Consider the following 23847-nt stretch of genomic DNA (forward strand, 5'->3'; position numbering starts at 1 on the left):
TCAGGCCTCCACCCCCGCGCCGGAGCGACTGCGCGCCACGATCGAGGAGGCGATGAAGTTGACGACCAGCGTCATGAGGAACAGTGCGAGGCCGGCGGCCATCAGGGCCGACATGCCGAAGGTGCTCGCCGAGCCGTAGCGCAGGGCGATCAGGGCGGAGACGGAGTTGGCGCCGTTCTGCAGGATGTGCGGCTGGATCGCGAAGACCGGGGAGATGATCATGTACACCGCGATCGTCTCGCCCAGCGCCCGGCCGAGGCCGAGCATCGTGCCGCCGATGACCCCACCGAGCCCGAAGGGCAGGACGACGGTGCGCACCATGCCCCACTTGGTCGCGCCGAGCGCGTAGGCGCCCTCGCGCTCGCCCACCGGTGCCTGGGAGAAGGCCTCCCGCATCACCGAGCAGGCGATCGGCGTCACCATGAGCGCCACGACCATCCCCGCGATGAAGGTGGAGGACGTGTAGACCGTGGAGGTCGCCAGCGGGTCGTCGGGATCGGTCCCCGCGACCTTGAAGAACGGCAGCCAGCCGAAGTACGTGGCCAGCCACCGGGACAGTCCGACGACGTGGGCCTGGAGGAAGAAGGCGCCCCACAGCCCGTACACCACACTCGGCACCGCCGCCATGAGGTCCACGAGGCTGACGAGCGTGCGCTTCAGGCGGCGCGGCGCGTACTCGGAGATGTACAGCGCCGTGCCCACCGCCAGCGGCAGCGCGAAGGCGATCGCCACCACGCCGATCAGCACCGTGCCGGTGAGCACGGCCGCGATGCCGAAGTGGTGGGAATCGGGTTCCCAGGCCGCCGTGGTGAGGAACGAGAAGCCGGCGACGCTCAGCGCCTGCCACGCCCGGTAGGTGAGGAAGACGCCGACCAGCAGCATGATGACGAGCACCGCGGCGCCGCTCCCCCGTGCCGCGAGGCGGAAGGCGAGGTCGGTGGGCTCGACACTGCCGCGGATGTCACGGGGAGCGTCGTCCGTGCGGTCGGGACCGGGTCCGGAGGGACCGCCGACCCCGGGGATCGCGAGGGTCATCGGACCGCCGCCCCGGCCCGCAGCCCGGTGGGCGGCGGTGTGGTGTCCCGCGGGCCCCGGGCGCCGCGGGCGTCGTGCGCGCCGCGGCCGTCGTCGGAGTCTTCTCGCGTAGACCCCGGCTGAGCTGCGGCCCGCAGACCGCGCAACCGCGGCCGGTGGGCCGTCCCCTCGGTCATCTCCGCGACCGTCACGGCGGCCAGGAACAGGCCCAGGTTCTGCTGGCACTCGCGCTGGCGCTGGTAGGTGCGGCCGGAGACGGCGACGTCCTTGCCGCCGAGCGCGACCCGCCACGTCCAGGTGCTGCCGGCATCGGCCATGGCCAGCTGCGCGCGGACCTGTCCGATGTTCTCGCGGAGCCGGAGCACGGCGGCCTGACACTCGGCCAGGGAGGCGTACACGCGGGCGCTGCGCCCCAGTTCACGGTTGTTGGCGCCGACCAGGCGCCAGCCCACGGCGGCGGGCCGGTCCTCGGACCGCTCCTGCCGGTCGGCCCGGTCGTGGCGGTCCTGCCGGTCGGATCGTGCGGATCTTTCAGGTCTTTCGGGTCTCTCGGGTCTCGCGGTACGCGGCGACCCCTCCGGGGAGAGGTCCGGATCCCCCGGATTCCCCGAACGCACATGCTGCACCCCTGGCAGGTACCTGCCATCCCCCTGGGCCAACATGTACAGAACGCGCGGCCGGACCATAAGGCCGACCTCCCTCCCCATTTTGTTTTTCGCGCAACAGGCCGAAATACATCCCCAAGCGGTCCTGACAGTCGCGGCACATGAGGGGGTTGTGTTCAAGGAGGAGGGAACGCCGAACGGATGGAAGATGAACGAGGCGTGCAGATCCACGCAAGGTGATGATGATCAAGGCGGCGGTGACGCTCCGCTTTTCCAGCCGCGGTCGGACGCAGTCGGCCTCACGCAGAAGCGGTACACATCGAGCAGCACTTGCGCGAGAACGATCGTCAACAGTCCTTCGGACGCGCGTAGTTGAGGACAGAAGCGCGGGTTCCCGCCATTCACGGCCGGCCGCGGAGCGCGCGAGCGGAACCTGTTCAGAGGACGTTTCTCCCCAGTTCTCCGGCCACCGTGGAGCGTTCACACGGTGGACGGGCGCATGTCCGGACCCGGGCGGCCGGCCGTCCCGGCCGGGGTTCGGTACCGCCGGGCCGGTCCGTCCGAAAACCGTCGGCGGACCGTCCGCGAGAGACACCCGCGGCCCCCGGCCGCGGGTACGTCGTGCGAACCGGAGTCGCCGGCCACGGGAAAGGGCGGTACGAAACGGCCCCCCGGGCCGTTCCTCCCGCGCCGCGTCAGTTCGCGGCGGTGCGGCCCACTTCGGTCACCTTGCAGGTGATCTCGCCCGCCGCCGCCGCGGAGCCCTGTGCGGTCTCCTTCACGGATGCCCCGGCGGCCAGTCCCGTGGTCGTGGCGACGCCCTGGGCGATCCGGGTCCCCGTCTCGTCGGTGAAGGCCACGCGCACCTGGTAGTCGGCGCTCCGGTCACCGTGGTTGGTGATGGTCACCTCGGCACTCGGCCACTTGGTGAAGTCCGCCAGCCCGCAGGAGGCGACCTTCACATCGTCCTTGAACTGCTCCTCCACGACGGCGGCGTGCGTCGGGGCGGTGCTCACCGCCGGGGCCTTGTCGCCGGGGCTCGAGCCGTCGCCGGTGCGCAGGGCGAACGCGACGCTGCCGCCGATCACGACGAGGATGGCGACGACGCCGAAGCCGAGAATCTTCCCGGCGCCCGACTTCTTGGGCGGCTGAACCCAGCCGGGTTCTTGGGACGGGTGCGAACCCGGTGGTTGCGTGTGCGACGACTGTGTCACAGGAGCCCCCTGAGGCTTGGGTGTGGGGGACACCGTGACACTCCCCTCACAGTCCGCGCAGACATGCGAGCGGTCCGTGATGTTGCCGTGACCGATCCGGTACAGATCATTCCCCTGGTCCACACCAACTCACCGTCAGACGTCCTACCGGGGCACACTGGGGGCCCGTGGCGATGCGACGCCGGACCGGAGGAGCCATGTCCTCGTACGAGCAACTGGCGGCGCTCGCCGCGCTCTTGGACGAGGCGGCGGCCGCCCAGCCGGAGGCCGACCGCGTGGTGGCGGCGTGCGGCGAGCCGGGCCCGGTGCCCACCGAAGTGGCCCGCGCCGGCAGCCGGCAGGCGGCGGTGCTGCAGGACATCGCCCAGCGGCTGCGGGACCTGCCCGTCGGCGGCGAGGACGCGGACGCCCGGGACGAGGCCGTACGGCTGCTGACGTACGACCACTGGATGGTGCGTCAGGCACTCAATCTGGCCTTCACCGCCAATGCCGACACCGGCACGGAGACCGCCCGGCTGCGTCTCAACGGGCTGGGCGCCCCCGCCGACCGGCTGCGGGAACTGCGCGAACGGGTCCGGCGGGCGGCCGGCCCCGGCGCGGAGCCGAGCTGACCGGGCCGACCGGGCCGACCCGGCCGACCCGGCTCACACCCCGTGATGGGCCAGGACGGCGTGCGGATCGGGGAGGCCGGCCGCCGGAGCCGGATCGGGGTGGACGAGGGCGGCGCCCAGCCGGGGAACCGCGTGCAGCAGCGCGTGCTCCGCGTCCACGGCGACCTGATGGGCCGCGCGCAGGTCGAGCGAACCGTCCACGACGACGGCGACTTCCGCCCGCAACCGGTGCCCGATCCAGCGCAGCCGCAGTTCGGCGACGTCCAGCACACCGGGCCGGTCGCGCAGCGCACGCTCGGCGGCGTCCACGAGGGCGGGATCCACGGCGTCCATGAGGCGGCCGAACACCTCGCGGGCCGCGTCGCGGAGCACGAGCACGATGGCCGCGCCGATGAGCAGCCCGACGACCGGGTCGGCCGCGCGCCAGCCGAGTGCCGCGCCGCCCGCGCCGAGCAGCACGGCGAGCGACGCGAAGCCGTCGGTGCGGGCGTGCAGCCCGTCCGCGACGAGCGCGGCGGAACCGATCCTTCGCCCGGTGCGGATGCGATAGCGGGCCACCCATTCGTTGCCGGCGAAACCGGCCAGCCCGGCGGCGGCGACGGCCGGCAGATGGGAGACGTCCCGCGGGTCCAGCAGGCGGTCGACCGCCTGGTACCCGGTGACGACTGCGGACGCCGCGATGGTGGCGACGATGACGATCCCCGCCAGGTCCTCGGCCCGGCCGTAGCCGTAGGTGAAGCGCCGGGTGGCGGCGCGGCGCCCGAGCAGGAACGCCAGGCCCAGCGGGAGGGCGGTCAGCGCGTCGGCGGCGTTGTGCACGGTGTCGCCGAGCAGGGCGACCGATCCGGACAGCACGACGACGGCCGCCTGTGCGGCGGCGGTGGCCCCGAGGACCGCAAGGGAGATCCACAGGGCGCGGAGGCCCTCGGCGGAGCCTTCGAGGGCGCGGTCGAGCTTGTCCGCCGCGGCGTGGGAGTGGGGGCGGATAGGGGTGCGGGGGTGCGCGCGGTCGTGGTCGCAGTCGTGGTCGCGGTCGTGATGGTGACTGTGGTCGCGGCCGTGGTCGTGCGCCTGACCGTGACCGCCGTGCGGGTGGGGGTGCCGGTGCTCGTCCATGCCTGCCATTATGTGCGTATGAGCGCACGCATGCACCTATCACCTGCACAGGATGCGCACCCGCGAGACCCGGGCGCCGAGCAGTACGCCCTCGCCGCCGAGACGCTCGGGCTGCTCGCCGACCGCACCCGGCTCCGCCTCCTGCACGCCCTGGGGCAGCGGGAGGCCGACGTCGGCACGCTGACCGAACTGTGCGGCGCGGCCCGCCCGGCCGTCAGCCAGCACCTGGCGAAACTGCGGCTGGCCGGGCTGGTGACCGTGCGCAAGGAGGGCCGCCGCATGGTCTACGGGCTCGCAGACGGACATCTCCGCCGGGTGGTCGACGAGGCGCTGAACCTCGCCGACCACCGCCTCAGCGGGGCCCGGCCGCACGACTGACCCAGCGGTGTCCCGCCCCGGTGTCCCCTCAGCCGGCCAGGCCGCGGCGGGTCAGCAGCGGCGCGATCTCCGGCGCCCGTCCGCGGAAGTTCTCGAAGGCCGTGAGCGGGTCGACGCTGCCGCCGCGCGAGAGCAGTTCGCGCCGGAAGGTGTCACCGTTCTCGCGCCGCATGCCGCCGTTCTCCTTGAACCACTCGACGGTGTCGGCGTCCAGCACCTCGCTCCAGATGTAGGAGTAGTAACCGGCGCTGTATCCGTGGGCGAAGATGTGCGCGAAGTAGGTGCTGCGGTAGCGCGGCGGGATCGCCGGCAGCGCGAGCCCGGCCTCCTTCAGCGCGGCCGCCTCGAACTCCTCGGCGTCGCCCGGGTCGTGGCCGGCCGGGAGGGAGTGCCAGGCCCAGTCGAGCACGGCCGCCGACAGGTACTCCACCGTCCGGTAGCCCTGCCCGAAGCGCTCGGCGGCCTCCATCCGGGCCACCAGGTCGGCGGGCATCGGCGCACCGGTCTCGTGGTGGCGCGCGTAGTGGGCCAGCACCTGCGGCCAGGTTGCCCACATCTCGTTGACCTGGGAGGGGTATTCGACGAAGTCGCGCGGAACGGCGGTGCCCGAGAAGAAGGGGTGCTCGACGTCGGAGAGCAGACCGTGCAGGGCGTGGCCGAACTCGTGGAAGAGGGTGTGGACCTCGTCGAAGGTGAGCAGCGCCGGCTCGCCGGGCGCGGGCTTGGCGATGTTGAGGTTGTTGACGACCACGGGCTTGCGGCCGAACAGGTGCGACTGCTTGACCAGGCTGTTCATCCAGGCGCCGCCGCGCTTGGAGGCGCGGGCGAAGAAGTCGCCGAGGTAGAGGCCGAGGGGGGTACCGTCGGCGTCGGAGACCTCGAAGACCCGTACGTCGGGGTGGTAGCCGCCCAGGTCGGGGCGCTCGGTGAAGCCCAGCCCGTACACCTGGCCCGCGGCGTGGAAGACGCCGTCCTTCAGCACCCGGTCGAGCTCGAAGTACGGGCGCATCTCGGCGGCGTCGATGTCGTACTCGGCCTTGCGGACCTTCTCCGACCAGTACGCCCAGTCCCAGGCGGCGAAGTCCGTCAGGCCGGAGGCGGCGGTCAGCGCGGCGGCCTCCCGCTCGGCGTTGGCGACGGCGGCCGGGGCCAGCCGCGACAGCAGGGTCGTGACCGCCTCGGTCGTGCCGGCGGTCTGGTCGGCGACGACGTACGCGGCGTGCGAGGGGTAGCCCAGCAGCGCGGCGCGGTCGGCGCGCAGCCGGGCGAGCTTCACCACCAGGGCGCGGTTGCTCGTGAGACCGCGGCCCAGGGAGGCCTCCAGGAGCCTGCGGCGCAGGGCGCGGTCGTCCAGGGAGGCCAGTTCGGTCTGGTTGGAGAAGTTCTTCAGGCTCAGCACATAGCGGCCGTCGTGGCCGAGGGCGGTGGCGTTGGCCGCGGCCGAGGCAACGGCGTCCGCGGACAGGCCGGCGAGTTCCTCCGCGCTGTCCAGGACGATCGCGGCGCCCTTGGTGTCCGCGAAGAGGTTCTGCTCGAAGGCGGTCGAGGCCTCGGCGATCTCGGCGTTCAGCTCGCGCAGCCGCTCGCGGCCCTCCTCGGTGAGTTCGGCCCCGGCCCGGACGAAGCGGGTGTGGTAGCGCTCCAGCAGCCGCAAGGACGGCGCGTCCAGGCCCAGTTCGTGCCGGGTGTCATGGAGCGCCTTGACGCGGGCGAAGAGATCCGGGTCGAGGTGGATGGCGTCGGCGTGCGCGGCGAGCTCGGTGTTGACGCGCGCCTCGATCTCCTGCACGGTCTCGCTGGTGTCGGCCGCGGTGCGGTTGAAGAAGACGTTCGAGACGCGGCTCAGCAGGTCGCCGGAGCGCTCCAGGGCGACGATCGTGTTCTCGAAGCCCGGCGGCTCCGGGTCCGCCGCGACGGCCCGCACCTCGGCGAGCTGCTCGGCCATGCCGCGCTCGAAGGCGGGCAGGTAGTGCTCGTCCCGGATGTCGGCGAACGGCGGCAGCTCGTAGGGGAGCGTGCTCGGACTGAGGAAGGGATTCGTCGAGGTCACACGACCGACCCTACGCCCGCCGCATTCCGGGCGGACGTGGCCTTTCGTAGGATGGCCGGGTGACAGCCCCCCGTACGGACAACCGGCTCCGGCGCGGCAACGAGACGCGCCGCCTGGTCCTGAGCCGCACCACGGCCCTCGCCTCGGTCGAGGGTCTGGAAGGGCTGTCCCTGGGCCGGCTGGCGGCCGAACTGGGACTGAGCAAGAGCGGGGTGTTCGCCCTCTTCGGTTCCAAGGAGGAACTGCAGCTGGCCACCGTGCGCGCGGCCCGCGAGCTGTACGTCGACCATGTGGTGCGGCCGCCGCGCGAACTGCCCGCCGGCATCGCCCGGGTGTGGCGGCTCTGCGAGGCGTGGCTGGAGTACTCCCGGAGCCGGGTGTTCCCCGGCGGCTGCTTCTTCCTCGCCGTCGCGGCCGAGTTCGACGCGCGGACCGGCCCGGTGCACGACCTGGTCGCCGACGCGCGCCTGGAGTGGATCACCTATGTCGAGATCACCGTGGAGAAGGCCCGCCGGACGGGGCAGTTGCGAGCGGATCTCGATGTGCCGCTGCTGGCCTTCGAGCTCATCGCCCTGATGGAGTCGGGCAATCTGCAGTCGGTGCTCTTCGACGACGCCTCCGCGTACACCAAGGCGGGCACCGCGATCCTCGCGCGGCTGCGCGCCGCCGCCTCGGCGCAACCGCCGCCCCTGCCCGCGCGGTTCGGGGACTGAGGCGGACCGAGGCACCCTCGTACGCCGTTCCGTCCCCGTCCGCCGGACGGCTGTCCGATCATCACCCCCTCTGCCAGGTTTGTCACCGTTACGCGGGCTTCCCGTAACAGGTGATCAACAGGCCCATTCACCTGTCATCCCATGTCGTTGACCCGGCGAGGCTGACCGCTCGAAGCCATCGCGAGGAGGTGTGTGTGAGATGACGGATCGGACCCTCTGGTCGTACGCCGAGATCGCCGCTCACATCGGGGTCCAGGTCGACACGGTGCGCTCGTACCGGAAACACGGGCACCTGCCGCCGCCCGACGTCGTGGAGGCCGGCAAGCCCTTCTGGTACGCGGACACCATCCGCCTGTGGAGCTCCCGGCGGCCGGGCAACAGAGGCCGCCGGGAGCTCGGCTGACCCTCAGCCGGTACGGGCGGGCTCCGGGCCCCGCGCGGGCTCCTCCCGCGCCGGGGCCCCGCCCGGCCCCTCCCCGTCGCTCAGTCCGAAGCGGCCGTGCAGCCGCTTCAGCGGTCCCGGGGCCCACCATGTCGCCCGTCCCGTCAGCCGCATCACGGCGGGCACGAGCAGTGTGCGGACCACCATCGCGTCCATCAGCACGGCCAGCGCGATCCCGAGGCCCAGCATCTTGGTGTTGGCGACCCGGGAGGTGCCGATCGCCACCATCACCACCGCCAGGATCACCGCGGCCGCGGTGATGAGCCCGCCGGTGCGGCGCACCCCGAAGACCACGGACGACCGGTGGTCACCGGTGCGGTCGTACTCCTCCTTGATGCGCGACAGGAGGAAGACGCCGTAGTCCATCGACAGCCCGAAGGCCACGCAGAACATCAGCACCGGCAGGGTGGTCTCGATGCTCCCGGTCGCGGTGAAGTCCAGCAGCCCCGACAGGTGGCCGTCCTGGAAGACCCACACCACCGCACCGAACATGGCGGTCAGGCTGAGCGCGTTGAGCAGCACCGCCTGCAGGGGGATGACGACGGAGCCGGTGAGCAGGAAGACCAGCAGCAAGGTGACTGCGGCGATCATCCCGGCCGCCCAGGGCAGTCGGTCGGCGATGACGCCCTTGGTGTCCACCAGTTGGGCGGCCGTGCCGGTCGCCGAGGTCGTGAACGGGGCGTCGACCGCCCTGATCCTGTCCACCAGGTCCTGGCTCGCCGCGTCCACCGCCTCCGTCCTGGGCAGCACCGTCAGATACGCCGCCCCGCCGGCCGCGCGGGCCGCCTCGGCCGGGCCGGGCGCCGCACTGCGCTCGCCGGACGCGTACTGCCCGGCGGGGCCGTCGACGACCACCACCCCGGGCAGTTCGGACAGCCTGCTGCTGTAGGCACCGAGCTGGGCCGCCGTCGGGTTGCCCTCGGCGAGCACGGTGATCTCGTCGCCGGGGTTGCCCGGGAAGTCGTCACGTATGTGCTGCTGCACCACATGCGCCTCGGCGGTCGCCGGCAGCTGGCGGTCGTCGGCCGTGCCGAACTGCACCTGCAGGAAGGGGACTCCGAGCAGCACCAGGCCCGCGATCGTGCCGACCGCGAAGAGCGGCGCCCGGCGCATCACCAGGGTGGCCAGCCGTGCGTACCCGGCGCCGGGCTCTCGCGCGGCCCGCCGGCGCGGCAGGATCCTGCGCAGGTCGAGCGCGTTGACCCGGTTGCCCAGCAGCACCAGCGCCGCCGGCAGGATCACCAGGGCGGCACCCGCCGCCAGCAGCACCACCGCGATGCCCGCGTAGGCGAACGAGCGCAGGAAGTACTGGGGGAACAGGAACATCGCGGACAGCGCGGCGGCCACGGTGAGCGCCGAGAAGAGCACCGTGCGGCCCGCCGTGCGGAGCGTCGCGCCCACCGCGGCCCGCGGGTCGGCGCCGGCGTCCAGTTCCTCGCGGAAGCGCCGCACGATGAACAGCGCGTAGTCGATGGCCAGTCCGAGCCCCAGGGCGGTGGTCAGGTTCTGGGCGAAGATCGAGACGTCCGTGAAGGCCGTGATGCCGCGCAGCACGGCGTTGGTGCCCAGGATCGCGACGATGCCGACGACGAGCGGCAGCATCGCGGCCACGGCGCTGCCGAAGACCATGACGAGCAGCAGCAGGGTCACCGGCAGTGCGATGACCTCGGCGCGGGCCAGGTCGTCCTGGATGGTGCTCTGCAGTTCCTGCCGGAAGGCGGCGAGACCGCCGACCCTGACCTCCACCGGGCCGTGCGCCCCGCGGTACTCGGGGGCGAGGCGCTCGACGGTCCCGGCGATCGCGTCGTCGTCACCGGCGATGCGGGCGGCGATCATCGCCTCGCCGCCGTCCTCGGCGCGCAGGGCGGGCGCGGCGGTGGTCCAGTAGGAGGTGACACCGCTGACGTCCTTGTCCGCGGCGAGCCGACGGCCGAGTTCACGGCCCTCGGCGGCCACGGCCGGGGAGTCCACCCCGGCCCCGCGGCTGTCGACGAGGAGGATCAGATTGGGCTGGGAGTCCGGGAAGTACTTCTGCAGTGCCGCGTTGGCGTACGACGACTCGGAACCGGGCGCTTCCCAGCCGCCGCTGTGCAGCCGCTCGGCGACCCCGCTGCCCGCGACCACGGCGAGAGCGGTGAACAGCAACGCGAGGAGCAGGGCGAGCCTCGGCCGGGCAGTGGTCACCCGGGTCCAGACCCCTGGCGGGCGCCCGCGGTTGACATCGGACATGACAGAGGTGTCCCCTCCCATGAAGAGCAGCCGTAAACTGGCCAACACGAGCGATCACTCGCGTTTCTTCAGAATGCGAGCGGCCACTCGCGTTTGTCAACAGTGATTGGGGATGACACGTGCCCGAGGAGCAGAGACCGCGCCGTCGTCAGGCGCGCGGGGAACGGCGCGTGGCACAGCTGCTGGACGCCGCGGCGGACGTCTTCCGCACGGTGGGCTACACCGCGGCGAGCACGAACGCCATCGCGCGTGAGGCGGGTGTGTCGCCCGGCACGCTCTACCAGTTCTTCCCCAACAAGGAAGCCATCGCCATCGAACTGGGCAGCACCCTCAACCTGCGGATGCGCGAGGCCCACGGCGAGCTGTTCACGCCGGAGAACGCCTCGCTGCCGCTGCGCGAGATGCTCGATGTGATCGTCGATCCGATGATCGACTTCAACTGCGAGAACCCGGCCTTCCTCGCCCTGGTCCACGACAGCGACATCCCGGGATCGGTCACCTCGGAGCACGACGCCCTGCACAGCTCCCTGGTGGAGCGGGTCGAGACGCTGCTCGGCCTGCGCGCCCCGGACCTGTCCCCGGCGGAGCGGACGCAGGTGGCGGCCATGGCCTTCGGGCTGTTCAAGGCCGGCCTCGCCCTGGTCGTCGGGCACGAGGGCGTGGAGCGGGACGCCTACACCGGCGAACTGAAGAACGCCCTGTTCGGCTACCTCGCCCCACGCGTCGGCACCGGACCGGTCGACGTGACGGCGGCCGCCGCCGCAACCGGGGTGGCGGCCGCCCATGAGCCCGGCGGCAGCCCGGCCCCCGCGGCCGGCTGAACACCCGGGCCGCGCCCGGATCCCCGCGGTCACAGGAGAGCCGGCCACTCAGGAGCTGACCGTGCCCCGGCGCCCCGCGCCCGGCCCGGTCCCGCCGCCGCGCCCGTCGTCCGTGTCGCGTCCCTCCTCGTCGCCGACGCGCGGGGCGGGAGGGACCGTCCCTCCGGACGCCACCACCCGCCCGGCGGCCACGGCGCTCTCGGCGGCCGCCCGGCGCCCGGACACCACCTGCGCCAGGCTGCCGACCCCCGCCACGAACAAGGAGACGCCGAGGCCGAGCCCCACCGCGTACAGGGAGTTGGACATGGCCAGGCCGCCGAAGTAGCCCAGCCCCACGGAGTAGGTCGCCCACACCCCTTCGGCCACGCCCGCGCCGATCGCGTAGCGCCGCGCCGGGTAGCGGACGATCCCCGCGGCCAGCCCGCCGATCACCCGCCCGCTGGGCAGGAACCGCACGCCGATCACGAAGGGCACACCGTGGCGCTCTATGCGGACGCTCGCCCACTCCAGCAGCGCCCGGCGCCGGGGCTTGCGGTACAGGCGCGTCAGAACGCTGCCGCTCACCGCCCGGCCGGTCCGGTGGATCACCATGTCGCCGAGCAGCGCGCTGCCCGCGACCACCAGCAGCACCAGCCCGATGTCCAGCCGCCCCTGGGCCGCCAGCACTCCGCCGGTCACGAGCAGCGCCGAGTTGGGCACCAGCGGGGGCGCGGTCGTGGCCGCGAGCACCCCGTAGGCCCACAGCACGTGGCCGTCGCGCAGGTATCCCTCGAGACCTGCGGTGAAGTCAAGGGCTGACATAAAGCGTGAAACGTCCATACGGCCGCCCCTCTTCCCGCCCCGGCCCCGGTGTGACCCCGCCCCGTCCCGGTTCCACGCTGGCAGCAGCGTTCGGGCGGGGGCAACCCGGTTTCACCGGGATCGGGGGCGTTCCCGGGGTTTTCCGGGGGCCGCGTCATCCTCAGGGAGGGGGTGCCGCGTCCCGGTCCGACCAGGGGAGTAGACCGGCGCGCCGGGCTCAGCGTCCGAGCAGTTCGCCGCCGTTGCACTGGAGGATCTCGCCGGTGATGAAACCGGCCTCCTGGGAGGCCAGGAAGACCACCGCCGCGGCGACGTCGTCGGGGCGCCCCACGCGGCCGACGAGGGTGCGCCCGGCCCGCCGGGTCAGCTCGGCGGCGTCCAGCCGCGCGCCGAAGAACTCGGTGCCCGCCACCGTGCCCGGGGCGACGATGTTGCAGGTCACGCCGCGCGGGCCGAGTTGGGCGGCCAGGGAGTGGTTCCAGGCGTGCAGGGCGGCCTTGGAGGCGCCGTAGGAGCCCCCGCCGCGCAGCGCGGCCACCGAGGTCACGGTGATCACCCGGCCGCCCTCGGGCAGCCGGTCCCGCAGGGATTCGGTCACCAGGACCGCGGTCAGCACATTGCGCTCGAAGTCGCCGCGCCAGCGGGCCAGGACGCCGTGCGGGCCGGCGCCGATCGCCAGTTCCCGGCTGCCCGCGTTGTTGACCAGCACGTCCACGCGCCGCGGCAGTCGGGCGAGGGCCGCCTCGACGTCGTCGGGGTCGGCGAGGTCGCAGGCGACCGGGGTGACGTCGAGGCCGTGCTCCGTGCGCAGTTCCTCGGCGGTGGCCCGCAGCACCTCGCGCCGGCGGCCCACGATCGTCACGTGGTCACCCGCCTCCGCGAACCTCGTCGTCACCGACCGGCCGATGCCCGTTCCCCCGCCGGTCACCACGACGTTCCGGCCCACACTCGCCTGCTGCGACATCACGCTCCGCCCCTCAAGGTGGGACAGCACGTTACGGGACGGGGTCCGCGCGACCGACACGGGGGTCGTTTCTGATGCGGATGACGTAGAAAGACGTAGACGAGACCTAGATCACACTGGCTGAAACGTAACCTTTTGGTTTACAGGGGGGTCTAACCCCGAGAAGACACCGGGCTCCCGGCGGACTCGGTGAGATGATGAGCGGGTTGTCTTTGGGGGACAGCCCGGTCGTCACGCCTGGACGCACTGCCCGGAGAGCTTTGAGCGGCCCTCCCGGGTGGCGCGCTCCGGTGGGGCGAGCGCACCCAAAGAACGCCCGGTACGGACCCGTGGGGGGATCCGCTCCGGGAAACGGGAGCGCCCCGTGTCGAACCCGTGGGGGGATTCGGCGCGGGGCGTTTCTCTTTGCTCCGGCGTGCCCCGGCGCCCCGCCGGAGCGGGACACCGGAGGCGCGGGATCAGCGGCTCTCGACCGGCACGTACTCGCGCTCGACGACGCCCGTGTAGACCTGACGCGGGCGGCCGATGCGGGAACCCGGCTCGGTGATCATCTCGTGCCACTGCGCGATCCAGCCGGGGAGCCGGCCGAGCGCGAAGAGCACGGTGAACATCGTGGACGGGAAGCCCATGGCCCGGTAGATCAGGCCGGTGTAGAAGTCCACGTTCGGGTAGAGGTTGCGCGAGACGAAGTAGTCGTCGCTGAGCGCGTGCTCCTCGAGCTTCAGGGCGATGTCCAGCAGCTCGTCGGACTTGCCCAGCGCGGACAGGACGTCGTGCGCCGCGGCCTTGATGATCTTCGCCCGGGGATCGAAGCTCTTGTAGACCCGGTGGCCGAAGCCCATGAGGCGGACGCCGTCCTCCTTGTTCTTCACCTTGCGGATGAAGGCGTCCACGTCACCGCCGTCGGCCTGGATGGCCTCCAGCATCTCCAGCACGCTCTGGTTGGCGCCGCCGTGCAGGGGGCCCCACAGGGCGTTGATGCCCGCGGAGATCGACGCGAAGAGGTTGGCCTGCGAGGAGCCGACCAGGCGCACGGTGGAGGTGGAGCAGTTCTGCTCGTGGTCCGCGTGCAGGATCAGCAGCTTGTCCAGGGCGTCGACGACGACCGGGTTGAGCTCGTACTCCTCGGCGGGGACCGCGAACGTCATGCGCAGGAAGTTCTCGACGTAGCCGAGATCGTTGCGCGGGTAGACGAAGGGGTGGCCGATCGACTTCTTGTACGCGTACGCGGCGATCGTCGGCAGCTTCGCGATGAGCCGGATCGTCGAGAGGTAGCGCTGCTTCTCGTCGAACGGGTTGTGGCTGTCCTGGTAGAACGTCGACAGCGCGCTGACCACGGAGGACAGCATGGCCATCGGGTGGGCGTCGCGCGGGAAGCCCTGGAAGAACCGTTTCACGTCCTCGTGCAGCAGCGTGTGCTGCGTGATGTCGCCCCGGAAGCCGGCGAGCTCGTCAACGGTCGGGAGCTCACCGTTGATGAGGAGGTACGCGGTCTCCAGGAAGCTGCCACGCTCGGCGACCTGCTCGATGGGGTAACCGCGGTAGCGGAGAATGCCCTGTTCGCCGTCGAGGTAGGTGATCGCGGACTTGTAGGCCGCGGTGTTGCCGTAGCCGCTGTCCAGGGTGACCAGGCCGGTATTGGCGCGGAGCTTGCCGATGTCGAAGCCGTTGTCCCCAACGGTGCCCTCGATCACCGGGTAGCTGTACTCGCTGTCCCCGTACCGCAGTACTACAGAGTTGTCGCTCACGTCATTCCCTCACCGACGTCGTGCCTCTTCTTCGAGGTTTCGAGGTGCCCTGACCTACCCCTACTGTCCCCCATTTGGCGTGGCCACGTGCACTCGGGGTCGGCCATAGGACCGAAAGGTGGCACCCAGTGCCTATTTTGCCGCCCGGGACAGCCGGTGGTCGAGTGCTGTGAAGCGCCTGCCTGCGGAGACGGTGCGGACCGCCTGCCCGATGGCCTTGCGTGAGCCCACGAGCACGACCAGGCGTTTCGCCCGGGTAACGGCCGTGTAGAGCAGGTTCCGCTGCAGCATCATCCACGCTCCGGTGGTGACCGGGATCACTACGGCGGGATACTCGCTCCCCTGCGAACGGTGGATGGTCACCGCGTAGGCGTGGGCGAGTTCGTCGAGTTCGTCGAAGTCGTAGGGGATCTCCTCGTCCTCGTCGGTCAGGACGGTGAGCCGCTGTTCCACGGCGTCCAGGGAGGTGACCACCCCCACGGTGCCGTTGAAGACGCCGTTCGCGCCCTTGTCGTAGTTGTTCCTGATCTGGGTGACCTTGTCGCCGACCCGGAAGGTGCGGCCGCCGAAGCGGCGCTCGGGCAGGTCGGGGCGGGCCGGGGTCACCGCCTGCTGGAGCAGTCCGTTGAGGACCCCCGCGCCGGCCGGTCCGCGGTGCATCGGGGCCAGCACCTGGACGTCACGGCGCGGGTCGAGGCCGAAGCGGCGCGGGATGCGGTGGGCGGCCACGTCCACGGTGAGCCGGGCCGTCTCCTCGCCGTCGTCCTCCACGAAGAGGAAGAAGTCGTCGAGCCCCTGGGTGAGCGGCGGGACGCCGGAATTGATCCGGTGCGCGTTGGTCACCACCCCGGACTCCTGGGCCTGTCGGAAGATCCTGGTCAGCCGTACCGAGGGGACCGGGCCCCGCTCGTCCAGCAGGTCGCGCAGCACCTCGCCGGCGCCGACGCTGGGCAGCTGGTCGACATCGCCGACGAAGAGCAGGTGCGCACCCGGCGGCACGGCCTTGACCAGCTTGTTGGCCAGCAGCAGGTCCAGCATGGAGGCCTCGTCGACGACCACGAGATCGGCGTCCAGCGGCCGGTCCCGGTCGTACGCGGCGTCGCCGCCGGGCTTGAGCTCCAGCAGCCGGTGCACGGTGGACGCCTCGGCCCCGGTCAGCTCGGCCAGCCGCTTCGCGGCCCGCCCGGTCGGCGCGGCCAGCACGACCTTGGCCTTCTTGGCCTGCGCAAGGGCCACCACGGAGCGGACGGTGAACGACTTGCCGCAGCCCGGCCCGCCGGTCAGCACCGCCACCTTCTCGGTCAGCGCCAGGCGCACCGCCTGCTGCTGCTCGGGGGCCAGGTCGGCGCCGGTGCGCTCGGCGAGCCAGGCCAGCGCCTTGTCCCAGTCCACGTCGCGGAAGGCGGGCATCCGGTCCTCGGGGCCGCGCAGCAGCCGCAGCAGCGCGCCCGCCAGCGAGATCTCGGCCCGGTGGAAGGGCACCAGGTAGACGGCGCGCACGGGCTCCTCGCTGTCCGGGCCGGGTACGGGCTCGATCACCACGCCCTCCTCCGCAGCCAGCTCGGCCAGGCAGTCGATGACCAGCCCGGTGTCGACCTGGAGCAGCTTCACGGCGTCGGAGAGCAACTGCTCCTCCGGCAGGAAGCAGTTCCCGTTGTCGGTGGCCTGGGACAGCGCGTACTGCAGCCCGGCCTTCACCCGCTCCGGGCTGTCGTGCGGGATGCCCACCGCGCGGGCGATGCGGTCCGCGGTGAGGAAGCCGATGCCCCACACGTCGGCGGCGAGCCGGTACGGCTGGTTCTTCACCACGGAGATCGAGGCGTCCCCGTACTCCTTGTAGATCCGCACCGCGATGGAGGTGGACACCTCGACGCTCTGGAGGAAGACCATGACCTCCTTGATGGCCTTCTGCTCCTCCCATGCGGCGCCGATCAGCCGGGTCCGCTTGGGGCCCAGGCCGGGGACCTCCACCAGGCGGGCCGGCTCGCGCTCGATGACGTCCAGCGTGCCGGTGCCGAAGTGCTCCACGATCCGCTCGGCGATCCGCGGGCCGATGCCCTTGATGAGGCCGGAGCCGAGGTAGCGGCGGATGCCCTGGATCGTGGCGGGCAGCACCGTCGTGTAGTTCTCCACCGTGAACTGGCGGCCGTACTGCGGGTGGGAGCCCCAGCGGCCCTGCATGCGCAGTGACTCCCCGGGCTGGGCGCCGAGCAGGGAGCCGACCACGGTGAGCAGATCGCCGCCGCCGCGACCGGTGTCGACGCGGGCGACCGTGTAGCCGTTCTCCTCGTTGGCGTACGTGATGCGTTCCAGGACGCCGGTCACCTCGGCGAGCGCCGGGCGTTGTGACTCTTGCGACTGCCCCACCTCACCACCCCCCGCGAGACCCGCGCCGACGTCCCGCGCGGAGCGGGTCCCGGACCTGGACGCGGCCCGCACGGAAGGCCCCCGATTCCCCCATTCCACGGGCCTCCTCCCCCGTCCGGCGATGTGATCCGAAGCTGTGTTCCGAAGGTACCGTCCCGCGCCGACAGCACGGCCGGGCCTGTGGACAACTCCGCCCGGACCAGGGCCTGGAATGTAACGATCCGGTTTCGTGGTCTTGTTCTGGCGCATGTAATCGATTCCAATCCTCCTTGTAATCGATTCCACGAGGAGGTGGGACGTGGCGAGCATCAAGGACGTGGCATCCCGCGCCGGCGTATCCGTCGCGACGGTGTCCCGCGTGCTCAACGACCACCCCGCGGTCCGCCCGGACACCCGCACCCGGGTGCTCGAGGCCGTGGCCGAGCTCGGCTACCGCCCCAACGGGGTGGCCCGGTCGCTGCGCACCGACCAGACGCGGACGCTCGGACTGGTCATCAGCGACGTGCTGAACCCGTTCTTCACCGAACTCGCCCGCTCCGTCGAGGACGAGGCCCGGGCGCTCGGCTACAGCGTGATCATCGGCAACGCCGACGAGCGGCCGGAACAGCAGGACCACCACATCCGCACGCTCCTCGACCGCCGGATCGACGGCCTGCTGGTCAGCCCCACGGACGGCGGCTCGCCGCTGATCATGGACGCGGTGCTCGCCGGCACCCCCATGGTCTTCGTCGACCGGTGGATCCCCGGCATCGGCAACGACGTGCCCGTGGTCCGCACGGACGGCTGCGAAGCGGTCCGCGACCTGGTCGCCCACCTGCACGCCCTCGGGCACCGGAGGCTGGCGATCATCTCGGGCCCGGCCGCCACCACCACCGGCCGCGAGCGCGTGCAGGCCTTCCGCGACGCGCTCGAGGCATTCGGCCTCGCCCTGCCCGACGACTACATCGGGCAGGGCGACTTCCAAGCGGACAGCGGCCGCCGGGCCACCGCCCGCTTCCTGGACCTGCCGGTCCCGCCGGACGCGGTCTTCGCCGCGGACAACCTGATGGCCCTCGGCGCCATGGACGAGATCCGCGCCCGCGGCCTTCGGGTGCCGGAGGACATCGCGCTCGCCGCGTTCGACGACATCCCGTGGTTCCTCCACACCGACCCGCCGATCACGGCGATATCCCAGCCCACGGGCGAGCTCGGCCGGGCGGCCGTGCGCTCGCTGATCGACCGGGTGGAGGGCCGGCCCGCGCCGTCGGTCACCGTCTCCGCCCGCCTCGTAGTGCGCCGCTCCAGCGGCGCGTCCGAAGGGAGCCCCCGTTGAGCACGACCAGCCCCGAGATCCTCCGCATGGAGGGAGTCCGCAAGGTCTTCCCCGGCGTGGTCGCCCTCGACGGCGTCGATTTCGACCTGCACGGCGGCGAAGTGCATGTCCTGCTCGGCGAGAACGGCGCGGGCAAGAGCACGCTCATCAAGATGCTGTCCGGCGCCAACCGCCCGGACGGGGGGCGCCTGCTGGTGGACGGGCAGGAGGTGCGCATCCACGGCGCACAGGACGCCGAACGACTCGGCATCGCCACCATCTACCAGGAGTTCAACCTCGTCCCCACGTTCAGCGTGGCGGAGAACATCTTCCTGGGCCGCCAGCCGCGCCGCTTCGGCCTGCTGGACCGCAAGAAGATGAACGCCGACGCCGCCGCGCTGCTGGAGCGCGTCGGGGTGGACGTCGACCCGCGCACCCCGGTGGGGGAACTGGGCATCGCACGCCTGCAGATGGTGGAGATCGCCAAGGCACTCAGCCTGGACGCCCGGGTGCTGATCATGGACGAGCCGACCGCGGTCCTCACCAGCGAGGAGGTCGAGAAGCTCTTCGCCATCGTCCGCCAGCTGCGCACGGACGGCGTCGGCATCGTCTTCATCACCCACCACCTGGAGGAGATCGCCGCGCTCGGCGACCGTGTGACGGTCCTGCGCGACGGGCGCAGCGTCGCCCAGGTCCCCGCCGCCACCCCCGAGGACGAGCTGGTCCGGCTCATGGTCGGACGCAGCATCGACCAGCAGTACCCGCGCGAGCGCTCCGACGCCGGCGCGCCCCTGCTGCGGGTCGAGGGCCTCACCCGCGGCGGCGTCTTCCAGGACGTGAGCTTCGAGGTGCGGGCCGGCGAGGTGGTGGGCCTGGCCGGGCTCGTCGGCGCCGGGCGCACCGAGGTCGTGCGCGCGGTCTTCGGCGCCGACCCCTACGACTCCGGCAGCGTCGAGGTGCTCGGGAAGCGGCTGCGCCGGCACGACGTCAACGCCGCCATGGACGCGGGCATCGGCCTGGTGCCCGAGGACCGCAAGGGCCAGGGCCTGGTGCTGGACGCCAGCGTCCAGGAGAACCTGGGCCTGGTCACCCTCGGCCGCGCCACCCGCGCCGGTTTCATCGACAGGGCGGGCCAGCGCAAGGACGCCGACCGCATCTCGGGGCAGCTCAAGGTGCGTATGGCCGGCCTCCAGCAGCACGTCCGCACCCTGTCCGGCGGCAACCAGCAGAAGGTCGTCATCGGCAAGTGGCTGCTGGCCGACACCAAGGTGCTGATCCTCGACGAGCCCACCCGGGGCATCGACGTCGGCGCCAAGGTCGAGATCTACCAGCTCGTCAACCAGCTCACGGCCTCCGGCCACGCCGTGCTGATGATCTCCAGCGACCTCCCTGAAGTACTGGGCATGAGCGACCGCGTCCTGGTGATGTCCCAGGGCCGGATCGCCGGCGAACTCCCCGCGGACCAGGCGACCCAGGACTCCGTCATGGCCCTGGCCGTGGGCGCGGGCACCGCGGACAACGACAACGGCAACACCACTGCGACGAAGAAGGATGTGGAGGGCTCCCGTGGCCACTGACACGCTCAAGAAGACTACGGACACGGGCGGCGTCGCCGCGGCACGCCGCGTGCTCCTCAACAACGGCGCCCTCAGCGCCCTGGTCGTCCTGCTCGTGGCACTGTCGTTCATGTCGGGCGACTTCCTGAGCACGCAGAACCTGCTCAATGTCGGCGTCCAGGCGGCCGTCGTGGCGATCCTCGCCTTCGGCTCCACCTTTGTGATCGTCGCGGCCGGCATCGACCTGTCGGTCGGCTCCGTCGCGGCGCTCTCGGCGACGGTGCTGGCCTGGAGCGCGAGCTCCGCGGGCCTGCCGGTGTGGCTTGCGGTCGTGCTCTCCGTGGCCACCGGTGTCGCCAGCGGTCTGCTGAGCGGTCTGCTGGTCTCCTTCGGCAAGCTGCCGCCCTTCATCGCCACCCTGGCGATGCTCTCCATCGGCCGCGGCCTGACCCTGGTCATCTCCCAGGGCAGCCCGATCGCCTTCCCGGACTCCGTCTCCCACCTGGGGGACACCATCGGCGGCTGGCTGCCGGTGCCCGTCCTGGTGATGATCGTCGCGGGCGTCGCAACGGCCGTGATCCTGGGCCGCACCTACATGGGCCGCGCCATGTACGCGATCGGCGGCAACGAGGAGGCGGCCCGCCTCTCCGGCATCCGCGTCAAGCGGCAGAAGCTCATCATCTACGGCCTGTCCGGCCTCTTCGCGGCCGTCGCGGGCATCGTCCTGGCCTCCCGGCTCGCCTCGGCGCAGCCGCAGGCGGCCTACGGCTACGAACTGGACGCCATCGCCGCGGTCGTCATCGGCGGCGCCAGCCTCTCCGGCGGCGTCGGCAAGGCCTCCGGAACCCTGATCGGCGCGCTGATACTCGCCGTGCTGCGCAACGGCCTCAACCTGCTGTCGGTCTCCGCCTTCTGGCAGCAGGTCGTGATCGGCGTCGTCATTGCCCTGGCGGTCCTCCTGGACACCCTGCGCCGCCGTGGCTGACGCCACGCGCCGCCCCTCCGCTCATCAGCCTCATCACACCCGCAAGGAACCACCGATGCGTATCAAGAAGATCACGGTCACCGCAGTCGCCGTCAGCGCCCTCGCCCTCACCGCCGCCGCCTGCAACTCCGGCTCCGGCTCGTCCTCCGGCACGAAGGTCGGCCTGTCGGTCTCCACCCTCAACAACCCCTTCTTCGTCCAGCTCAAGTCCGGCGCCCAGGCCGAGGCGAAGAAGGAGGGCGTGAACCTGACCGTGACCGACGCGCAGAACGACGCGTCGCAGCAGGCGAACCAGCTGCAGAACTTCACCAGTCAGAACGTGAAGGCGATCATCGTCAACCCGGTGGACTCCGACGCGGCCGGCCCCTCCGTGAAGGCCGCCAACAAGGCGAACATCCCCGTCGTCGCCGCCGACCGCGGCGTCAACAAGGCCGACGTCGCGACCACCGTCGCCTCCGACAACGTCGAGGGCGGGCGCCTCGCCGCCAAGACGCTGGCCGAGTCCCTGGGCGGCAAGGGCACCGTCGTCGTCCTCCAGGGCACCGCGGGCACCTCCGCCGCCAACGAGCGCGGCCAGGGCTTCGACGAGGGCATCAAGGCCTACCCCGGCATCAAGGTGGTTGCCGAGCAGGCCGCCGACTTCGACCGCACCAAGGGCCTGGACGTCATGACCAACCTGCTGCAGGCGCACTCCGACGTGACCGGCGTCTTCGCCGAGAACGACGAGATGGCCCTCGGCGCCATCAAGGCGCTCGGCTCCAAGGCCGGCAAGACCGTCAAGGTGGTCGGCTTCGACGGCACCCCCGACGGCCTGACCGCGGTCAAGGCGGGCACGCTCACCGCGTCCGTGGCGCAGCAGCCCAGCGAACTGGGCAGGCTGGCCGTGCAGAACGCCGTGAAGGCCGCCAAGGGCGAAAAGCTCCCGACCCTGGTGAAGGTGCCGGTCAAGGTCGTCACGGAGCAGAACGTCGCGGACTTCACGTCCTGACGCGACGCACCGCCACGGCCGAATCCGCGAAGGGAACACAAAGATGCACGGCTACGACCTGCTGGTCGTAGGGTCGGCCAACGCCGACCTGGTGATCCACGTCGACCGCCGCCCCGCGGCGGGCGAGACCGTCCTCGGCTCCGACCTGGCCACCCACCCGGGTGGCAAGGGCGCCAACCAGGCCGTCGCCGCGGCCCGCCTGGGCGCGCGCACGGCACTGCTGGCGCGGGTCGGCGACGACGCGCACGGGCGCCTGCTGACCGGGTCGCTGAGATCGGCCGGCGTCGACACCTCCGGCATCCTGATCGGCGACACCCCCACCGGGGTCGCGCTGATCACGGTGGACCCCTCGGGCGACAACAGCATCGTCGTCTCGCCGGGCGCCAACGGGCGCCTGGGGACGGCCGATGTGGCGGGGGCGCACGAGCTGCTGGCCGCCGCCCCCGTGGTGTCGCTCCAGCTGGAGATCCCGGCCGCGACCGTGGCCGCCGTCGTCGCGGCGGCCACGGAGGCCGGCACAAGGGTGGTGCTCAACCCGTCGCCGCCGGCGCCGCTGCCGCCCAAGGTGCTGGAGGGCTGCGATCCGCTCGTGGTCAACGAGCACGAGGCGCGCTTCCTGCTGGGCGAGGACGCCGGGGCCGCTCCGGAGGACTGGGCGCGGGGGCTGCTCGCCCTCGGGCCGCGCTCGGTGGTCGTCACCCTGGGCGCCGGCGGCGCCCTGGCGGCGACCGCCGACGGCGCGGTGCACGTGCCCAGTGTGCGCGTGGAGGCCGTCGACACCACGGGGGCCGGTGACGCGTTCACCGGGGCGCTGGCCTGGCGGCTGGGCGCCGGCGACGACCTGGAGACCGCCGTGCGGTTCGCGGTGCGGGTCGGGGCCGTGGCCGTCACCAAGGCGGGTGCGCAGGAGTCCTTCCCCACCCTCGACGAGACGGAACAGCTGTGAAGAAGTCCGGAATCCTCAACCGCCACCTGGCGGGCGCGCTCGCCGCGCTCGGTCACACCGATCTCGTGGTCGTCTGTGACGCGGGCCTGCCGATACCGCCGGGACCCGTCGTCGTCGATCTCGCCTTCCGCGCCGGGACGCCCTCGTTCGCCGAGGTGCTCGAGGGGCTGCGGGACGAGCTGGTGATCGAGGGCGCCGTCGCCGCCAAGGAGGTGCGCGACCACAACCCCGAGGTCACCGCGCAGCTCGAGGGCGCGTTCCCGGACCTGGAACTGGTCTCCCACGAGGACTTCAAGGCCCTCACCCACCGGGCCCGGCTCGTCGTCCGCACCGGGGAGGCGCGCCCCTACGCGAACGTCATCCTGCGCTGCGGTGTCCCCTTCTGAGAGGGGTACATCCGTCCGGATGCGGTCGGCGGGCCGAGCGGGCGTTTCGCAACTAACGTCCGGAGCATGAGCGATCGACCGCTGAAGGACGAGGTGCTGGAGGAGCTGGGCGAGGACCGGCTCCGCGGGATCGCCGCGCTGCTCGGTACCGACGCCGACGAGACGCTGCAGGTCGTGGGCGGTTCCGTGGCCTCGCTCACCGGTGTGCTGACCGACGACGCGGTGACCCCCGGCGGTACGGCCGAGCTCTGCCAGGCCATGGAGCAGGCGGCGAACGAGACCGAGCCGCTGCCCGCCGCGGCCGCCGGCTTCGCCGGGGTGCGGGGCGGCGCGCAGGGCGGCAACGGCGGCGGGGCCCTCGTGGCGGTCCTGACCAAGGTCGCCGCGCCGGCGGCGCGGGCGGTGGCCAAGCGGACCGGGCTGCCGGAGCAGGCGGTCGCCGGGGCACTGGAGTCGATCATTCCGGTGGTCGCGGCGGTACTGGCCCGGCGGGCGCGCGAGAAGCGCTGACCCCCCTCGGGCGACCTGCGGAACGCGGCGCCGGAAGGCCCCTGGAACGGCGTAAGGGGTCCGGCTCAGCCGGACCCCTTAAGCGTTCCCC

General features: G+C 72.0%; 20 protein-coding genes and 2 pseudogenes. 12 read left to right on the forward strand and 10 right to left on the reverse strand.

All coding sequences use genetic code 11. From position 1 onward, the window contains the following. From pstC to ACFYXS_RS02435, 3 genes are all read right to left on the reverse strand, one after another. Complete coding sequence (gene pstC, locus ACFYXS_RS02425) at positions 1-1035, reverse strand: phosphate ABC transporter permease subunit PstC (RefSeq protein ID WP_389242904.1); 1035 nt, start codon at positions 1033-1035, stop codon at positions 1-3. Then, a complete protein-coding gene (locus ACFYXS_RS02430; protein ID WP_389242906.1) occupies positions 1032-1487 on the reverse strand; it encodes a hypothetical protein in 456 nt (151 codons plus the stop codon). Before ACFYXS_RS02430 ends, pstC begins: the two co-directional genes overlap by 4 nt. A gap of 848 nt (positions 1488-2335) precedes the next feature. Continuing rightward, complete coding sequence (locus ACFYXS_RS02435; RefSeq protein ID WP_389242909.1) at positions 2336-2854, reverse strand: FxLYD domain-containing protein; 519 nt, start codon at positions 2852-2854, stop codon at positions 2336-2338. 197 nt (positions 2855-3051) lie between these two features. Here ACFYXS_RS02435 and ACFYXS_RS02440 point away from each other — a divergent pair, with 197 nt between their 5' ends. After that, positions 3052-3465 carry a hypothetical protein gene (locus ACFYXS_RS02440; protein ID WP_389242911.1) on the forward strand — a complete coding sequence of 138 codons (414 nt, stop codon included), beginning with the start codon at positions 3052-3054 and terminating at the stop codon, positions 3463-3465. 33 nt (positions 3466-3498) lie between these two features. Here ACFYXS_RS02440 and ACFYXS_RS02445 read toward each other — a convergent pair whose 3' ends face one another. Beyond that, on the reverse strand, positions 3499-4590 hold the full coding sequence (locus ACFYXS_RS02445; protein ID WP_389242913.1) for a cation diffusion facilitator family transporter: 1092 nt from the start codon (positions 4588-4590) through the stop codon (positions 3499-3501). A gap of 9 nt (positions 4591-4599) precedes the next feature. Here ACFYXS_RS02445 and ACFYXS_RS02450 point away from each other — a divergent pair, with 9 nt between their 5' ends. Next, positions 4600-4959, forward strand: coding sequence for an ArsR/SmtB family transcription factor (locus ACFYXS_RS02450; RefSeq protein ID WP_389242915.1), 360 nt, complete (start codon positions 4600-4602; stop codon positions 4957-4959). A 28-nt stretch (positions 4960-4987) separates the two neighbouring features. On the opposite strand, the gene ACFYXS_RS02455 is transcribed toward ACFYXS_RS02450, so the two are convergent. Further along, complete coding sequence (locus tag ACFYXS_RS02455; protein ID WP_389242917.1) at positions 4988-7009, reverse strand: M3 family metallopeptidase; 2022 nt, start codon at positions 7007-7009, stop codon at positions 4988-4990. A 59-nt stretch (positions 7010-7068) separates the two neighbouring features. On the opposite strand from ACFYXS_RS02455, the gene ACFYXS_RS02460 reads away from it, so the two are divergent. After that, positions 7069-7722 carry a TetR/AcrR family transcriptional regulator gene (locus tag ACFYXS_RS02460; protein ID WP_389242919.1) on the forward strand — a complete coding sequence of 218 codons (654 nt, stop codon included), beginning with the start codon at positions 7069-7071 and terminating at the stop codon, positions 7720-7722. 199 nt (positions 7723-7921) lie between these two features. Continuing rightward, the gene (locus tag ACFYXS_RS02465; RefSeq protein WP_319661490.1) at positions 7922-8125 is read left to right on the forward strand and encodes a MarR family transcriptional regulator; all 204 of its coding nucleotides are present in this window, start codon (positions 7922-7924) and stop codon (positions 8123-8125) included. A gap of 3 nt (positions 8126-8128) precedes the next feature. Here the strand turns inward: ACFYXS_RS02465 and ACFYXS_RS02470 are convergent, their stop codons facing one another. Further along, positions 8129-10393 (reverse strand): MMPL family transporter, encoded by a 2265-nt coding sequence (locus ACFYXS_RS02470; protein ID WP_389242922.1) that lies wholly within the window; start codon positions 10391-10393, stop codon positions 8129-8131. Positions 10394-10563: 170 nt separating this feature from the next. Here ACFYXS_RS02470 and ACFYXS_RS02475 point away from each other — a divergent pair, with 170 nt between their 5' ends. Continuing rightward, positions 10564-11214 carry a TetR/AcrR family transcriptional regulator gene (locus ACFYXS_RS02475; protein WP_389242924.1) on the forward strand — a complete coding sequence of 217 codons (651 nt, stop codon included), beginning with the start codon at positions 10564-10566 and terminating at the stop codon, positions 11212-11214. Positions 11215-11262: 48 nt separating this feature from the next. Here the strand turns inward: ACFYXS_RS02475 and ACFYXS_RS02480 are convergent, their stop codons facing one another. The 4 genes from ACFYXS_RS02480 to ACFYXS_RS02495 all read right to left on the reverse strand — a co-directional run bounded on the left by ACFYXS_RS02480 (position 11263) and on the right by ACFYXS_RS02495 (position 17094). Next, on the reverse strand, positions 11263-12015 hold the full coding sequence (locus ACFYXS_RS02480) for a DedA family protein (RefSeq protein WP_389242926.1): 753 nt from the start codon (positions 12013-12015) through the stop codon (positions 11263-11265). Positions 12016-12232: 217 nt separating this feature from the next. After that, positions 12233-12979 (reverse strand): SDR family NAD(P)-dependent oxidoreductase, encoded by a 747-nt coding sequence (locus ACFYXS_RS02485; protein ID WP_389243503.1) that lies wholly within the window; start codon positions 12977-12979, stop codon positions 12233-12235. A gap of 458 nt (positions 12980-13437) precedes the next feature. Next, on the reverse strand, positions 13438-14727 hold the full coding sequence (locus ACFYXS_RS02490) for a citrate synthase (protein ID WP_389242928.1): 1290 nt from the start codon (positions 14725-14727) through the stop codon (positions 13438-13440). A 132-nt stretch (positions 14728-14859) separates the two neighbouring features. Continuing rightward, positions 14860-17094 (reverse strand): ATP-dependent RecD-like DNA helicase, encoded by a 2235-nt coding sequence (locus tag ACFYXS_RS02495; protein ID WP_389242930.1) that lies wholly within the window; start codon positions 17092-17094, stop codon positions 14860-14862. Between the two features lie 298 nt (positions 17095-17392). Between ACFYXS_RS02495 and ACFYXS_RS02500 the strand changes: the two genes are divergently transcribed. The 7 genes and pseudogenes from ACFYXS_RS02500 (at position 17393) to ACFYXS_RS02530 (ending at position 23756) form a co-directional block, all read left to right on the forward strand. Beyond that, entirely contained in the window at positions 17393-18406 is a 1014-nt protein-coding gene (locus ACFYXS_RS02500) for a LacI family DNA-binding transcriptional regulator (protein ID WP_389242933.1), read from the forward strand. Between the two features lie 26 nt (positions 18407-18432). Beyond that, a complete protein-coding gene (locus ACFYXS_RS02505; RefSeq protein ID WP_389243506.1) occupies positions 18433-19962 on the forward strand; it encodes a sugar ABC transporter ATP-binding protein in 1530 nt (509 codons plus the stop codon). Further along, positions 19952-20925 (forward strand): annotated as a pseudogene (locus ACFYXS_RS02510) (ABC transporter permease); the annotation flags it as partial. The gene ACFYXS_RS02505 and the pseudogene ACFYXS_RS02510, both read left to right, overlap by 11 nt. A gap of 125 nt (positions 20926-21050) precedes the next feature. Then, positions 21051-21914: pseudogene (locus ACFYXS_RS02515) on the forward strand (D-ribose ABC transporter substrate-binding protein); the annotation flags it as partial. A gap of 43 nt (positions 21915-21957) precedes the next feature. Continuing rightward, positions 21958-22860 (forward strand): ribokinase, encoded by a 903-nt coding sequence (gene rbsK / locus ACFYXS_RS02520; protein ID WP_389242935.1) that lies wholly within the window; start codon positions 21958-21960, stop codon positions 22858-22860. Beyond that, on the forward strand, positions 22857-23246 hold the full coding sequence (gene rbsD, locus ACFYXS_RS02525; RefSeq protein ID WP_389242937.1) for a D-ribose pyranase: 390 nt from the start codon (positions 22857-22859) through the stop codon (positions 23244-23246). Before rbsK ends, rbsD begins: the two co-directional genes overlap by 4 nt. 66 nt (positions 23247-23312) lie before the next feature. After that, positions 23313-23756: a DUF937 domain-containing protein gene (locus tag ACFYXS_RS02530; protein WP_389242939.1), complete on the forward strand. Its 444-nt coding sequence runs from the start codon at positions 23313-23315 to the stop codon at positions 23754-23756. Positions 23757-23847 lie beyond the last annotated feature (91 nt).

The organism is Streptomyces sp. NPDC002574 (assembly GCF_042889545.1).
Lineage (GTDB): Bacteria > Actinomycetota > Actinomycetes > Streptomycetales > Streptomycetaceae > Actinacidiphila.

Excerpts from the sequence above, each read along its gene's own strand:
- pstC (WP_389242904.1), bottom strand. The coding sequence starts at position 1,035 with ATGACCCTCGCGATCCCCGGGGTCGGCGGTCCCTCCGGACCCGGTCCC.
- ACFYXS_RS02440 (WP_389242911.1), top strand. The coding sequence starts at position 3,052 with ATGTCCTCGTACGAGCAACTGGCGGCGCTCGCCGCGCTCTTGGACGAG.
- ACFYXS_RS02445 (WP_389242913.1), bottom strand. The coding sequence starts at position 4,590 with ATGGCAGGCATGGACGAGCACCGGCACCCCCACCCGCACGGCGGTCAC.
- ACFYXS_RS02450 (WP_389242915.1), top strand. The coding sequence starts at position 4,600 with ATGAGCGCACGCATGCACCTATCACCTGCACAGGATGCGCACCCGCGA.
- ACFYXS_RS02465 (WP_319661490.1), top strand. The coding sequence starts at position 7,922 with ATGACGGATCGGACCCTCTGGTCGTACGCCGAGATCGCCGCTCACATC.
- ACFYXS_RS02470 (WP_389242922.1), bottom strand. The coding sequence starts at position 10,393 with ATGTCCGATGTCAACCGCGGGCGCCCGCCAGGGGTCTGGACCCGGGTG.
- ACFYXS_RS02480 (WP_389242926.1), bottom strand. The coding sequence starts at position 12,015 with ATGTCAGCCCTTGACTTCACCGCAGGTCTCGAGGGATACCTGCGCGAC.
- ACFYXS_RS02485 (WP_389243503.1), bottom strand. The coding sequence starts at position 12,979 with ATGTCGCAGCAGGCGAGTGTGGGCCGGAACGTCGTGGTGACCGGCGGG.
- ACFYXS_RS02505 (WP_389243506.1), top strand. The coding sequence starts at position 18,433 with ATGGAGGGAGTCCGCAAGGTCTTCCCCGGCGTGGTCGCCCTCGACGGC.
- rbsK (WP_389242935.1), top strand. The coding sequence starts at position 21,958 with ATGCACGGCTACGACCTGCTGGTCGTAGGGTCGGCCAACGCCGACCTG.
- ACFYXS_RS02530 (WP_389242939.1), top strand. The coding sequence starts at position 23,313 with ATGAGCGATCGACCGCTGAAGGACGAGGTGCTGGAGGAGCTGGGCGAG.